The organism is Tsukamurella serpentis (assembly GCF_054780975.1).
Genome location: NZ_BAAGVH010000004.1, coordinates 109,210 through 122,340, shown reverse-complemented (window position 1 = coordinate 122,340; position 13,131 = coordinate 109,210). Strand labels below are relative to the sequence as shown.

General features: G+C 69.5%; 15 protein-coding genes. 8 read left to right on the top strand and 7 right to left on the bottom strand.

Annotation, left to right across the window (positions count from 1 at the left end; genetic code table 11):
* Position 1: 1 nt before the first annotated feature.
* From ACYVHG_RS12380 to ACYVHG_RS12370, 3 genes are all read right to left on the bottom strand, one after another.
* The gene (locus ACYVHG_RS12380) at positions 2-721 is read right to left on the bottom strand and encodes a hypothetical protein (protein WP_461167761.1); all 720 of its coding nucleotides are present in this window, start codon (positions 719-721) and stop codon (positions 2-4) included.
* A gap of 46 nt (positions 722-767) precedes the next feature.
* The gene (locus tag ACYVHG_RS12375) at positions 768-1,223 is read right to left on the bottom strand and encodes a hypothetical protein (RefSeq protein WP_461167760.1); all 456 of its coding nucleotides are present in this window, start codon (positions 1,221-1,223) and stop codon (positions 768-770) included.
* Positions 1,224-1,296: 73 nt separating this feature from the next.
* Positions 1,297-2,628, bottom strand: coding sequence for a lipase family protein (locus tag ACYVHG_RS12370; RefSeq protein ID WP_461167759.1), 1,332 nt, complete (start codon positions 2,626-2,628; stop codon positions 1,297-1,299).
* A 173-nt stretch (positions 2,629-2,801) separates the two neighbouring features.
* Between ACYVHG_RS12370 and ACYVHG_RS12365 the strand changes: the two genes are divergently transcribed.
* A complete protein-coding gene (locus ACYVHG_RS12365) occupies positions 2,802-2,945 on the top strand; it encodes a hypothetical protein (RefSeq protein ID WP_461167758.1) in 144 nt (47 codons plus the stop codon).
* A 78-nt stretch (positions 2,946-3,023) separates the two neighbouring features.
* On the top strand, positions 3,024-3,626 hold the full coding sequence (locus ACYVHG_RS12360; protein ID WP_461167757.1) for a YdcF family protein: 603 nt from the start codon (positions 3,024-3,026) through the stop codon (positions 3,624-3,626).
* 33 nt (positions 3,627-3,659) lie between these two features.
* Here the strand turns inward: ACYVHG_RS12360 and ACYVHG_RS12355 are convergent, their stop codons facing one another.
* Genes ACYVHG_RS12355 through ACYVHG_RS12345 form a run of 3 tightly spaced genes read right to left on the bottom strand, consistent with a single transcriptional unit; the run spans position 3,660 to position 6,080 of the window.
* Positions 3,660-4,019, bottom strand: a complete 360-nt coding sequence (locus tag ACYVHG_RS12355) for a hypothetical protein (protein WP_461167756.1) — start codon at positions 4,017-4,019, stop codon at positions 3,660-3,662.
* Positions 4,016-4,432, bottom strand: a complete 417-nt coding sequence (locus ACYVHG_RS12350) for a hypothetical protein (protein WP_461167755.1) — start codon at positions 4,430-4,432, stop codon at positions 4,016-4,018. Before ACYVHG_RS12350 ends, ACYVHG_RS12355 begins: the two co-directional genes overlap by 4 nt.
* Positions 4,433-4,457: 25 nt before the next feature.
* Positions 4,458-6,080 carry a sugar transferase gene (locus tag ACYVHG_RS12345; protein WP_461167754.1) on the bottom strand — a complete coding sequence of 541 codons (1,623 nt, stop codon included), beginning with the start codon at positions 6,078-6,080 and terminating at the stop codon, positions 4,458-4,460.
* A 305-nt stretch (positions 6,081-6,385) separates the two neighbouring features.
* On the opposite strand from ACYVHG_RS12345, the gene ACYVHG_RS12340 reads away from it, so the two are divergent.
* The 4 genes from ACYVHG_RS12340 to ACYVHG_RS12325 are packed head-to-tail and all read left to right on the top strand — an operon-like array spanning position 6,386 to position 10,096.
* Positions 6,386-7,633, top strand: coding sequence for a methyltransferase domain-containing protein (locus tag ACYVHG_RS12340; RefSeq protein ID WP_461167753.1), 1,248 nt, complete (start codon positions 6,386-6,388; stop codon positions 7,631-7,633).
* Between the two features lie 17 nt (positions 7,634-7,650).
* On the top strand, positions 7,651-8,430 hold the full coding sequence (locus ACYVHG_RS12335; RefSeq protein ID WP_461167752.1) for a glycosyltransferase family protein: 780 nt from the start codon (positions 7,651-7,653) through the stop codon (positions 8,428-8,430).
* Complete coding sequence (locus tag ACYVHG_RS12330) at positions 8,430-9,083, top strand: PIG-L deacetylase family protein (protein ID WP_461167751.1); 654 nt, start codon at positions 8,430-8,432, stop codon at positions 9,081-9,083. The genes ACYVHG_RS12335 and ACYVHG_RS12330 overlap by 1 nt, the downstream gene beginning before the upstream one ends.
* Positions 9,080-10,096 (top strand): NAD-dependent epimerase/dehydratase family protein, encoded by a 1,017-nt coding sequence (locus ACYVHG_RS12325; protein WP_461167750.1) that lies wholly within the window; start codon positions 9,080-9,082, stop codon positions 10,094-10,096. Before ACYVHG_RS12330 ends, ACYVHG_RS12325 begins: the two co-directional genes overlap by 4 nt.
* An 8-nt stretch (positions 10,097-10,104) precedes the next feature.
* Here the strand turns inward: ACYVHG_RS12325 and ACYVHG_RS12320 are convergent, their stop codons facing one another.
* Positions 10,105-10,659, bottom strand: coding sequence for a dTDP-4-dehydrorhamnose 3,5-epimerase family protein (locus tag ACYVHG_RS12320; RefSeq protein ID WP_461167749.1), 555 nt, complete (start codon positions 10,657-10,659; stop codon positions 10,105-10,107).
* 14 nt (positions 10,660-10,673) lie between these two features.
* Here ACYVHG_RS12320 and ACYVHG_RS12315 point away from each other — a divergent pair, with 14 nt between their 5' ends.
* Together ACYVHG_RS12315 and ACYVHG_RS12310 are read left to right on the top strand one after the other, a co-directional pair.
* Entirely contained in the window at positions 10,674-11,783 is a 1,110-nt protein-coding gene (locus ACYVHG_RS12315; protein ID WP_461167748.1) for a class I SAM-dependent methyltransferase, read from the top strand.
* Positions 11,780-13,123, top strand: coding sequence for a glutamate-1-semialdehyde 2,1-aminomutase (locus ACYVHG_RS12310; protein ID WP_461167896.1), 1,344 nt, complete (start codon positions 11,780-11,782; stop codon positions 13,121-13,123). Before ACYVHG_RS12315 ends, ACYVHG_RS12310 begins: the two co-directional genes overlap by 4 nt.
* Positions 13,124-13,131 lie beyond the last annotated feature (8 nt).

Here is a 13,131-nt window from a genome sequence, read left to right as displayed (position 1 = left end):
GTTAATTCGCGTCCTTGATCTTCTTCACCGACTTGGAGAAGAACGAGTCGAACTCACCGCGATCGGGGTCGCCACCGAGCTTGGTGCCCTGCACGCCCACGGTGTACCCCCGCAGCGAAGCCACTCCGAAGAGCACCTTCTGGTGGATCGGGAACGACTCGGTGCCCTTGGTGCGGGTGCCGTCGATCGCGATCTCGAAGGTGGCGCGCTGGTCACCGGAGGAGACCTCCTTGGTGATCGCGCGGGCCTTGATGGTGCCGCCCCGCGGATCGTTGGTGACGATGCTCACGTCCGAGCACAGCTTGAGCAGTCCGACCTTGACGGTGTCCACGTCGAGGCTCTTGGCCACGAGCGACTCGCTGAGCGTCTTGCGGTCCTTGTCGTGCAGACCGGCGACGGTGTTCGAGTCACCCTCGTTCTTGGCGGAGGCCAGGATGTTCTTGCACTCCGGCGGGGTGACGGTGGCCGAGTTGACCAGGGTCAGCGGGTCGGCGCCGATCTCCTGAGCGAGACGCTGCTCGGGTGCCGGCACGATGATGTAACCGTCGGGGAAGTCGCTGGAGTTGAGCAGCAGCTCCTTCACCGGAGTGGAGGGCTTGGCGGAGGCGTCCGGCTCGGCGGCGGCGATGCCGCCGGTCATGCCGAGCGCGAGAGCGGTCGCCGCGGTCAGAGAGGCTGCGCGGCGAAAGCCGGCGCGCTTGGGGTCAGTGTTCACGTTCATCGAATCCTCTATCCGTTCTCAGGTCCTCGGCATTACAGCGCCGTCGCTACCGTGCCGGGGTCCGGCCGCGCACCGCGATCATTCCCAGGGCTAGTACCGCCACCACGATCTCCGCGGCGGCGAACACGATCATCAAGGTCATCCAGGGTTGCATCCCACCCATCGCGTGGGATCCGCCCATGTCCATCCCCGGCATCGAGTGGTCCATGCCCGACGAGCCGCGGCCCATCAGCGACATCAGCACCGGGTGCAACGCGATCATGATCGCACCCATCGCCGCGGTCCGCACCCAGGCGCTCACCGTCGGATTGCGGAACAGACAGACCGAGCAGTGCGCGCACCCGATGAGCATCGCCGCGACGACGATCGAGACCACCCAGCTCTTGTCGCCGAGAAGGGGCACGTGCACCAGTGAGGTGGCGAGCGCGACGGCCGCACCCACCCAGCCCCAGATCCGGATGCTGCGCGACGATCCGGCGCTGCCCCCGTGCTCGTGTTTCACGCCGATCATGCTACCTGGGAAGACACGGGAACCAGAAACCACGTATTGCCGGCTGCGCATGAGTGCGCGCCGATCAGACGCGCCGGCCCACCGCGATCCGGGCCAGCGTGCCGATCATCCGCACGGTGAGGGCGATCTGCCGCGGCGAGGCCATGATCGACCGGCGGTGCCGGTGCCCGGCCGGGGCGAGCGGCTTACCGTCGAAGCGGTCGGCGAGCCAGCCCAGCAGCAGCGGGGACGACAGGAAGTGCATGGAGAAGTGGTCGCTCCAGTCGTCGGTGAGATACTGCACGTGGGCACCACCGGCGACGTAGCGCTGCACGTGGGCCACGGCGTCGGACTCCGGGGAGATCTGGTCCTTGGTGGACTGGACCATCAGCATCGGCACCGTCGGTGCGGACTGACCCGGGCGGATGTCGTCGAAGATGTCCAGCAGCTTCGGCAGCTTCGCGACCTCCTCGAAGCTGAGCCCCTCGCAGTAGTAACCGAAGTCCTTGTGCGCCATCTTGCGGATCGCCCGCTCCGGCGACCAGTCCAGCGCGTCCTGGTAGAAGACCTTCCGGCCGGTGTCGTTGACGTGCTCGGCGAGGACCTCGCGCAGCGTCGGGTATTCGCGGGCCAGCGCCGCGATCACCAGCGTCGGCAGGCCGGTGAACAGCGTGTTGTTCAGGAACACGAAGACATTGCCCGGGTCCGAGACGGGTGCGCCGACGGCACCGGCGATCAGGTTGAGCTCGGGCGCGTACGACGGTGCGGTCTCCGCGGCCCAGGAGGTGGCCAGGCCGCCACCGGAGTAGCCCCACAGCCCGATCGGGGTGGTCTCGTCGAGCCCCAGCGGCTGGTGCTGCAGCGCCGCCCGGAGACCGTCGAGCACCATGTAGCCGGGTTCGCGCGGGATGCCCCAGCGGCCGGTCTGGCCACCGTGGTCGGGCACCGAGACGGTCCACCCGCGGGCCACCGCGGCCGCGATGAACAGGTACTCGATCTGCGGGAACGAGGCGTCCTCGGTCTTGACCCCGTGCTGCAGCACGTACGAGGGGAAGGTCTTCGGGTGCAGCGAATCGATGGCGCATTGGTAGGAGACCAGGGGCGCTCCGGCCTTCGCGCCGCGCAGCGGGCTGAACACGGTGGTCGCGGTGACCTCGGGCTCGCCGTGCATGTTCACGGTGCGGTACAGCAGCTGGGTAGCGCGCACCTTCTGCCGGACCCGGCCGAGGAAACCGATCCGCACGTCCCGGTAGCGCAGCAGAGTGCCCTCGGGTGCGGTCTCGAAGCCCGACGGTGCGTCGAAGAACGGATCGCGCCCCACGTGGTCGGGGGTGTCGGGGGTGGGCCACTGTTCGGCGCGTGAAGTGCGCACCTGGTTTCCGAGCCCGGGCCCGGTGCCGGTCTGCACGGCCGTCATGGGATTCCTCCTGATCGAACGGTCGGAGCGACCATACACGCTTTTGGGACAAATCCGTAGGACTTGTGTCAGGTGTGCGTCCTGGATCCGGGACGAGTCCGGCGAAACCACCCCCGCACGGCCGTTCGGGTCGCTAATGTTCACCTCTCCCGAGAGATGTGAGGTGAACCGCCTTGACCCCTGGCGACCGCGTCCAGTTGCGCGATGAGGCGCTCGCCTTCGGGACGGTGCTCCGCGACACCGGTGAGGTGGTCTCCGTCGAACTCGACGACGGTCGCGCGGTCTCGGTCACCCGAGAAGCACTCCTGTTGCTGTAGGAGCAACCGAACGGTGCAGAGCGGACAGCGGACCGAGCCCGGCGGGCGCAGGACCGGGGCACCGGGCAGGATCGAGGAGTGAACGTCACACCGGCTCCGGTCACCCGCCCACAGGGTGGGCGGCACTGGCCGCGTCGGCTGCTGTGGTCGGCGGTAATCGTCGCCGTGGTGGCCCTGGCCTGCGTCGGAGGCGGCGGCTATCTGCTGTTCGGTGGAACGCAGAGCGATCCGCTGCGCAAGGTGGACGCGATCATCGTTCTCGGCGGCGAGCACGACGGGCGCGAGCAGTACGGGATCACGCTGGCGGAGGCCGGGTACGCGAGCACCGTCGTGCTGTCCAATCCGTACGGTTCACGCGATCACGTCATGTCCGGCCTGTGCGACCGGACGCAGAACGGCGTCACGGTGCGCTGCGAGACTCCCGAACCGAGCACCACCCGCGGGGAGGCGATGATCACCGAGCGGCTGTCCGAGAGGTTCGGCTGGCGCTCGGTGATCGTGATCAGCTGGAGCTACCACCTGACCCGGGCCCGCTACATCTACTCGAACTGCTTCTCGGGCCAGACGGTGATGCAGGCGGTACCCCGTAAGTACGAGTACGGGCCCGCCGATTGGACGCTGATCTACCTGTACCAGTTCACCGGAACACTCAAGGCCGTGCTGCAGGGCCCCTGCGGCTGACGAGCCGCACGCACCGGCCCGGTGCGCGGGCGCTCAGCCGATGCGGGGGAACTTGATGTACGCCAATCCGAGTAGATCGATCGACAGATAGCCGAGCATCGCGGCGACCACACCTCCGCTGACCATCACCAGTGCCCGCGGCAGTGCCCGGCGCGGCGCTCGCAGCACCCACCAGCCCAGACCGACGAAGGTGACCGCCGGGCCGAGCACGGCGATCGGCAGGGCGGCCACCCCGAGATCGCCCAGTATCCGCACCATCCGCGCCACCCCGCCGAGCAGAAGCGACACCACCAGCGTGGTGATCAGCAGCGCCGTCCCCCTGCCGCCGGCGGCGATCAGGCGGTAGCCGAAGACCGCTCCGCACGCCCCGCCCAGCGCCACCAGGGCGATCACCGGCGCCGCCAACGCCGGACCGGCCACAGTCCGGCCGCGATCCCGGCTGCCGCGACCGGCGGCGCGCACAGCAGGAAACGCACCCCTGCCTCCGGCGGCATACCCAGCATGCCGACCAGTGAGTACACCCCGACTGAGGCGAATCCGCCCAGGAAGCCGAAGACCAGTAACCCCATCCACCTCGGTCCGAGCCGGTCGTGGAACCCGAACAACACGCCGACCAGCACGGCGACGCCGGCCAGGCCGATCAGCCGGGAGTCGGCGTCCAGGCTGCGCCAGGCCGGTGCCGAGGTCATCCGGTTGGCGATCACCGCGGCCAGGGCGCCGCCGAGCGCCACGCACGCGAGGGTTCCGCGGTCGGTGGGTAACCGTCCACCGTCGGAAGCGGTGATCTCGGGCGTCGGATCCGGCACGGAATCGACCATACGGCTCGTGGACTCAGTAGGCGCCGTCGGAGGTGAGGACCGTCCGGACGGTCCTCGCGATGATGCCGATATCCGCAGCCAGGGACCAGTTCTCCACGTAACCGACGTCGAGCCGGATGGACTCCTCCCAGGTCAGATCGGAGCGCCCGCTGACCTGCCAGGCGCCGGTGACCCCGGGCTTGACCAGCATTCGGCGGCGCATCACCGGTGGGTGCTGCTGGACTTCGTGGGCCAGCGCCGGGCGGGGGCCCACCACGGCCATCTCACCGCGGATCACGTTGAAGAACTGGGGTAGTTCGTCGAGGCTGTAGCGCCGGATGAATCGGCCCACCCGGGTGACCCGGGGATCGTCCTTGACCTTGAACAGCGGCCCCGCCCCCATGTTCGCGCCTGCGAGGTGATCGCGGCGGGCGTCGGCGTCGACGTACATGCTGCGGAACTTGATCATCTGGAAGGATTCGCCGCCGAGACCCACCCGGGCCGCGCGGTAGAAGACCGGGCCACGGCTGTCCAGCTTGATCGCGATCGCGATCGCGGCCATGACCGGTGCGGCGAGTGCCACGCCCAGCCCGGCGACGGCGAGGTCGAGGGTGCGCTTACCGACGCCGAAGGAGCGGTCCGGTCGCGGGGCGGCCAGGCTCAGCATCGGAGTGCGGGCGAGATTCCGGTAGGCCACCCGCGATGGAGCGATATCGGTGGCACCGGCGGTGACCACCAGCTCGATCTCCTGTCCGGCGAGCGCCCACATCAGTTCCCGGACATCGTCCGGGCCCAGGGAATCGGTGGCGGAGAGCACCACCAGTCCGGCATCCGCCTCACGGGCGGATTCGGCGACGGTGCGGTCGGTACCGACCACCGGCAGGCGGATCCCGTCGACCTCGATCGCGTCGACCACCGCGGCGTCCGGGGCGGGCAGGCACACCGCCACCGGGCGAGCGCCGGCGTACTCGGCCCGCAGCAGATCCCGGACGGTGGCGACCGCGGCGGCGTATCCGCCGACCACCAGCGTCGGAGCCGCGGCGACGGAGGCCCCGGCGACCCGCAGCCGGTACCGCAGGCACACCCGGCTGACCACGATCGCGGTGAGGGCGACAGGCGCGCAGATCACCGCGAGCTCCGTGGGCAGCAGGCCGGGGAGGAAGACCTCGATCACCAGAACCGGGCCGAAGACGTCCCGCACCGTGCCGCAGGCCCGGCGCAGCTCTGCCGATCCCGGATGCATCAGTGGCGCGGCGAGCGGTCGAGAGCGGGTCAGCCGGTGCAGCCACAGCAGGTGCACCGCGAACACCAGGGGGATCAGCGGCACCGGGTTCGCGCCGTTCCTCAGGGCGACGAGGATTCCGGCGGTGGCCGTGGCGACCGCGATCGCGGCGTCTGTGGCGATCAGCCATCTGGTCAGCCGCTCGCGGTGGCTGGTCGCGCGCTCGCGCGAAACGGTCCGGTCCGGCGGGGCGAGCGACAGCGGCGGGAGGTCCGTGAGGGCGAGCCGTGGGCCCGATCCGGCTCGGGCTGCGAACCCGGGATCCGGGGAGACGGCGAGATCCGGGTAGGCGTCGAGGTCGACCGCGTCCAGGGGTACATCAATGGTGGCGTGCGCCGGTTCGACCCGCGCACCGGTCCACATGTCGGTCGACATGATCCCCCTCAGCGATCTGATATTGCAATCCCGAATTCCCGGCAGGCACAGGTGTCTCGGCCATTCCGTGATATGACGGACTGCCGGCACTCCGCCCGGGGCGTCGTCACCCCCGGGTCTCGCCGCGATCACCCCTTGTGAACACCGTTATCGGGTTCCGGGGAGGCCCGCCTCCCGTGTGGCTGTCGTGCGTTACGCTAGCGCCAGGATGTTGCGATCGCAACGTTTCTAGGTCTTTGCAACCCGAAAGCCGAGAGCGCTATGCTCCGAGAGTCAAGGAATTCTCAAAAGTTATGGAATCCATCATGACGTGCCGTCTTTGCGGTTCTTCGCGGCTGCGGAGTGTCGTCGACCTGGGCGCCACACCACCGTGTGAGAGCTTCCTCACAGCAGCCGAACTGGACCTGCCGGAGCCGACGTTCCCTCTGCATCTGCGCGTCTGCGAGGAGTGCCTGCTGCTGCAGATCCCGGCCCTGATCCTCCCGGACGAGACCTTCTCCGAGTACGCCTACTACTCGTCGTTCTCGATCAGTTGGGTCGAGCACGCCCGGCGGTTCGTCGAGGAGTCCATCGCCCGGCTGAACCTGGGGCCGCAGAGCCTGGTGGTCGAGGTGGCCAGCAACGACGGCTACCTGCTCCAGCACGCGGTCGCGGCGGGCGTCCGGTGCCTCGGCGTCGAGCCGTCGGCCAACGTGGGTGCCGCGGCCCGCGAACGCGGCGTACCGACGGTGACCGCCTTTCTCGGCCCGGAGACCGCCGCGGAGATCCGCGACGAGCACGGCGCGGCCGATCTGGTGGTGGCCAACAACGTCTACGCGCACATCCCGGACCTGCTCGGATTCACCCGCGGTCTACGTACCCTGCTCGCGGACGAGGGCTGGCTGAGCATCGAGGTGCACCACGCGCTGCCGCTGATCGCCGAGGGCCAGTTCGACACGGTCTACCACGAGCACTTCCAGTACTACACCGTGCTCACCGCCCAGCGGGCGCTCGCCACCGCCGGCCTGACGGTGGTCGACGTGGAGCGGCTGAGCACGCACGGTGGCTCGATCCGGGTCTGGGCGCGGCCGGACGCGGTGACCGGTGAGCCGTCGCAGCGGGTGGACGAGGTACTGCACGCCGAACGTGCGGCCGGTCTGCACGAGCTCAGCGGCTACACCGGGCTGCAGGCGATGGCCGAGCGGGCCCGCCACGATCTGCTGCGGCTGCTCCTGGAGTACCGGGCCGCCGGGAAGCGGGTCGTCGGATACGGCGCCCCCGGCAAGGGCAACACCCTGCTCAACTATTGCGGTATCCGTCCCGACCTGCTCGAATACACCGTCGACCGGAATCCGTACAAGCACGGCCGATTCACCCCCGGCAGTCGCATCCCGATCCACGAGCCCGAGCGCCTGGAAGCCGACCGGCCGGACGTCGTGGTGGTACTGCCGTGGAACCTCGAAACCGAGATCACCGAACAACTGCTCCCGCTGATCGAGCAGGGAACCGACGTGATCTATCCGATGCCGCAGGTGCACTGCGCACAGCGACCGCCCGCGGTCACGGAAGTCTGAAGAAGGGTCTGCAACACATGAAGGTGGTCCTGTTCTGCGGTGGGTACGGCATGCGTATGCGCGACAGCGCCGACGACGTGGTTCCCAAGCCGATGCAGCTGGTCGGGCCGCGACCGCTGATCTGGCACGTCATGCGCTACTACGCGCACTTCGGTCATACCGACTTCATCCTGTGCCTGGGCTACGGGGCGCAACACATCAAGAACTACTTCCTCAGTTACCGCGAGACCGAGTCCAACGACTTCGTGATCCGTGGTGGTGACGTGGAACTGCTCTCGGCGGACATGAGCGACTGGTCCATCACCTTCGTCGACACGGGATTGGAGTCGGCGATCGGTGAGCGGCTGCGCCGGGTGCGCCCCCACCTCGGCGGCGACGACTACTTCCTCGCGAACTACGCCGACGTGCTCAGCGACGCCCCGATGAACACGATCGTCGACCAGGTCCGTGAGAGCGGGTCCGCGGCGTCGATGCTGCTGGTCCCGCCGCAGTCCTCGTTCCACTGCGTGGATATCGACGGTGCCTCCCGGGTCACCGCGATCACCCCGGTCTCCGAGTTCCCGATCTGGGAGAACGGTGGCTACTTCGTGCTCACCCAGGAGGTCTTCGACCACCTGCCCCCGGGCGGCGATCTGGTCGCGGACGCGTGCACCGCACTGGCCAAGGAGGAGAAGCTCCTCGGCTTCCAGCACCGCGGTTTCTGGAAGCCGGCGGACACCTTCAAGGAGCGGGCCGAGCTCGACGCGGGCTACGCCCGTGGTGATCGACCGTGGATGCTGTGGAAGGAGTCCGCCTGATGCATCCGCTCGAGACCGGGCCCCTGTCCGAGATCGCCGTCCTGGGAGCGCACTGCGACGACATCGCCATCGGCATGGGCGGGACGCTGCTGCAATTGTCGCAGGCCAACCGCGGACTGCGGGTGCGGGCCTTCGTGGGCAGCGGCGGCGGCACTGAGCGGGAGCAGGAGGAGCGGGCCGCGCTCGCGGCCTTCACTCCGGAAGCACAGTTGCACGTGACCGTGTACGACCTGCCGGACGGCCGGGCACCGGGTCACTGGGAGCGGGCGAAGGACCAGCTGGCACAGTTCCGTCGCAGTTGCGCACCGGATCTGGTGTTCGCCCCGCACCGCGGGGATGCGCACCAGGACCACCGTCAACTCGCGGAGCTGGTGCCGACGGAGTTCCGCGACCACCTGATCCTCGGTTACGAGATCCTCAAGTGGGAGACCGACACTCCGCGTCCGACGGTCTTCAACCCGCTCTCGGCGTACGCCGCGATGGCGAAGGCGCGGCTGCTGGGCGAGCACTACCCGTCACAGGTGGGCCGGGACTGGTTCGACGACGAATCCTTCCTCGGACTGGCCCGGCTGCGCGGCATCCAGTGCCGCGCCACCTACGCCGAGGGTTTCGTGCTGGAGAAGGCGATCGTGCGACTGGGGGATCAACGATGAAGGTGCTGCTCACCGGCAGTCAGGGATACCTCGGAACGGTGATGGCGCCGGTCCTGCGGGCCGCGGGCCACGAGGTGACGGGCCTGGACTCGGGTCTGTTCGCCGACCGGGTGCTCGGACCGCCGGTGACCGACCCGCCGACCCTGCAGGTCGACCTGCGCGATGTCACCGTCGATCAGTTGCACGGCTTCGACGCCGTGATCCATCTGGCGGCACTGTCGAACGATCCGCTGGGCTCGCTGGCACCGCAGATCACCTACGACATCAACCACCACGCGTCGAGCCGCCTGGCGCGACTGGCCAAGCGGGCGGGGGTGTCCCGGTTCCTCTACGCCTCCACCTGCTCGGTGTACGGCGCCGCGGGCGAAAACCTGGTCGGTGAGGACGCCCCGCTCAACCCGATCACTCCGTACGCGATCAGCAAGGTCCGGGTCGAGGACGACGCCGCCGCGCTGGCGGATGCCGACTTCACCCCGGTCTTCCTGCGCAACGCCACCGCCTTCGGCTTCTCTCCGCGGTTGCGCGCGGACATCGTGCTCAACAACCTGATGGGGCACGCCGTGCTCACCGGCCAGGTGCTGGTGCTCTCCGACGGGACGCCGTGGCGCCCACTGGTGCACGCTCAGGACATCGCCGGCGCCTTCGCGGCGTGCCTGACCGCTCCGAAGGAGACGGTCTCCGCGCGGGCGTACAACATCGGCACTGAGCGCAACAACGTGACGGTGGCGCAGATCGCGCAGTCCGTGGTGGACGTGGTGCCAGGTTCGACGGTGCGCATCACCGGCGAGGCCGGCGCCGATCCACGCTCCTACCGGGTCGACTTCTCCCGTGCCCGTGATGAACTCGGCTTCGAAGCGCAGTGGACGGTGCCCGACGGTGCGGTGGAGCTGCACCGCGCTTACACCGGGCTCGGGCTCACCGATCACGCCTTCACCCGGGACTTCACCCGCTTGGCCCGGCTCGAGCAGTTGCAGCGGGACGGGTCCATCGACGCCTCGATGCGGCGCACCTGATGCCGGTCTCAGCCGAGCCGCTCGCGCAACTGCGCCCAACTGCCGGCGGCTTCGTCACGCGCGGACACGATCGACGCCTGCAGCGGCCAGCGCAGGGCGAGCTCCGGATCGCGGTGGTGCACCGCGAGATCCTCGGCCGGATCGTGCGGACGGTCGATCCGGTAGCAGACGTCGGCCACATCGGTCAGTGCCTGGAATCCGTGCAGGAACCCGGGCGGCACGTACAGCGTGTGGAAGCTCTCGTCGTCGAGCCGGAAGGCCTGCGAGCGACCGAACGTGGGCGAGGCGGGCCGGGCGTCGACCAGTACGTCGTGCACTGCACCGCGGGCGCATCGCACCAGTTTCGCCTCACCCCGGCCGGAGCGGCCGTGCATTCCGCGGATCACCGCGCGCACCGAGCGGGACTGCGAATCCTGCACGAAACGTGCTGCGGCGCCGGACTCTCCGAGGTAATCATCGAAGACCACGGCGTCGAACGTCCGGGTGAACAGGCCGCGATCGTCGAGGCGCGCGGTGGGCACCATGAGCACAACGTCCGCGAGGTCGGTCTCCTGTATCCGCATGAGAGCACTGTGCCATGAACGGCGGGCGGACGTGCCGCGGCTGTGGATCCGCGGACCTGCACCGAGTGCTCGATCTCGGGGCGATGCCGGCGGCGGACTGCTTCCCACCCGCCGCGTCGGAGGTGAGCGGCGAGGAATCGGGCTTTCCACTGGCCATGGACCTGTGTGCCGGATGCGGGCTCGCGCAACTCGCCGACGACGACACCGTCACCGATGAGCCGCGGGGGGTGGAGCCGCGGGCGCTGCGCGAGCAGGCCGCTGACGCGGTGGCCCGGGTGCGGGCGGCGGGCCTGCTCACCGGTTCGACGGTGCGCGAGTTCGCCAGCCCGCACGGCGGCACCTGGCTGCCGCTGCTGGCCCAGCGCGGTTTCACCGTGGCCGATGCCACCACGCCTGCGGATCTGGTCCTGGACAGCTTCGGGATCATGCACGAGCCGGATCAGCAGGCCGCGTTCGCGGCCCGCGCCGCGGCCACGGCGCCCGGCGGCATCCTGCTGCTGCAGTACCAGAGCCTGGGCTCGATCGTGCAGCAGCGGCAGTGGACAGCGCTGCGGCACGGTCACTTCGGCTACTACACGCTCACCGCACTGGTGCCGCTGCTGGCCGCCGCGGGGATGACGCCGGTGCGTGCCTTCGAGTTCGATCTGTACGGCGGGACGGTACTGGTGGCCGCTCGGCACATCGCTGATCCGCCCGCCGGCGACGATGACTCGGACGGCACCGTCGAGGCGATCCTGCGGAACGAGGCGGCGCGCCGGCTCACCGAACCCGCGGGCCTGCTGCCGCTGGCGCAGGCACCGTACGAGCAGGCCGGTGCGCTGCGACGATGGGCCGAACGGGTACGCCGCCGGGGCGGACCCGCCCATGCCTACGGGGCGGCCTCGCGGGCAGTGGCACTGTTCGCGCTGGCCGGATTGAACCGCGACCTGATCGCCGCGGTGGCGGACGCCTCGCCGGCGAAGCAGCGACGCCGGATGCCCGGCACCGACATCCCGATCGTGGCGCCGCAGTCGATCGCCGGGGGCTCCGGTCCCGTCTTCCTGACCCTGCCCGATCTGGCCGACGAGGTGACCGAGGCGCTGCCCGCGCTCCGCGGCCGCCTGGTGACGGAGCGTGAACTATAAACGGTGAACCGCACTTCCAGCGATCGAACGCGCTGCAACAGCAGCTGCACCGGCTGGTTCCCGGTGGCGCTCACACCTACGCCCGCGGCTGCGATCAGTACCCGGAGTCGATGGCGCCGGTGCTCACCCACGGCCGCGGCGCACGGGTCTGGGACGCCGACGGCAACGAGTACGTCGAGTACGGGATGGGCCTGCGTGCCGTCACTCTGGGTCACGCCCATCCCCCGGTGATCGAAGCGGTCCGCGAATGCCTCGATCAGGGCCTGAGTTTCAGTCGCCCGACGGTGACCGAACTGGCCGCCGCGGAGGACTTCCTGGAGTTGGTGCCGACGGCGGAGATGGTGAAGTTCGGTAAGAACGGCTCCGATGTCACCACCGCGGCGTTGCGGTTGGCCCGCGCGGTGACCGGCCGCGACATGGTGGCGGTGTGCGATCAGCCCTTCTTCTCGGTGGACGACTGGTTCATCGGCGCCACCGCGATGAACGCCGGGATCGATGCCGCGACCCGTGGGCTGACGGTGCGGTTCGGCTTCAACGACGCCGACTCGCTGCGGGAGCGCCTGATGCAGCACCCGGGCCGGATCGCCGCGGTCTTCCTGGAGGCGGCGACGGCTCTGGCGGAGCCCGAGCCGGGGTTCCTGGAGCAGGTCCGGGCGCTGTGCGACGAGCACGGTGCGCTCCTGATCTTCGATGAGATGATCACCGGTTTCCGCTGGTCACCGCACGGTGCTCAGGCGGTCTACGGGGTCACCCCGGACCTGTCCTGCTGGGGTAAGGCGATGGGCAACGGATTCCCGATCTCCGCGCTGGCGGGAAAGCGTGAATTCCTCGAACGCGGCGGGCTGGCCACCGACCAGGACCGGGTGTTCCTGCTGTCCACCACCCACGGTCCGGAATCGGTCTCGCTCACCGCGTTCCGTGCCGTGGCTCGGGCCTACCGCGAGGGTGATCCGGTCGCGGCGATGGAGCGGGCCGGGAGGCGCCTGGCGGACGGGGTGAATCGGGCCGCTGCGGCCGCCGGGGTCGCGCCCGCGGTGCAGGCCGTCGGACGCCCGTCCTGCCTGGTGTTCACCACTCGTGATGCGCAGGGCGCACCGTCGCAGGCCTACCGCACCCTGTTCCTGCAGGAACTGCTCCGGCGCGGCGTGCTCGGGCAGTCCTTCGTGATCTCCGCCGCGCACACCGACGCCGATGTCGATCACACGATCGAGGCGGTGGCGCAGGCGCTCACGGTGTATCGCGCAGCGCTGGATGCGGGCACCGTCGACGGTCTGCTGCGCGGCCGTCCGGTGGCGCCTGCGCTGCGCCGTACCGCGGCACCGCGTCGGCTGCCGGGCTGACGCGGGGC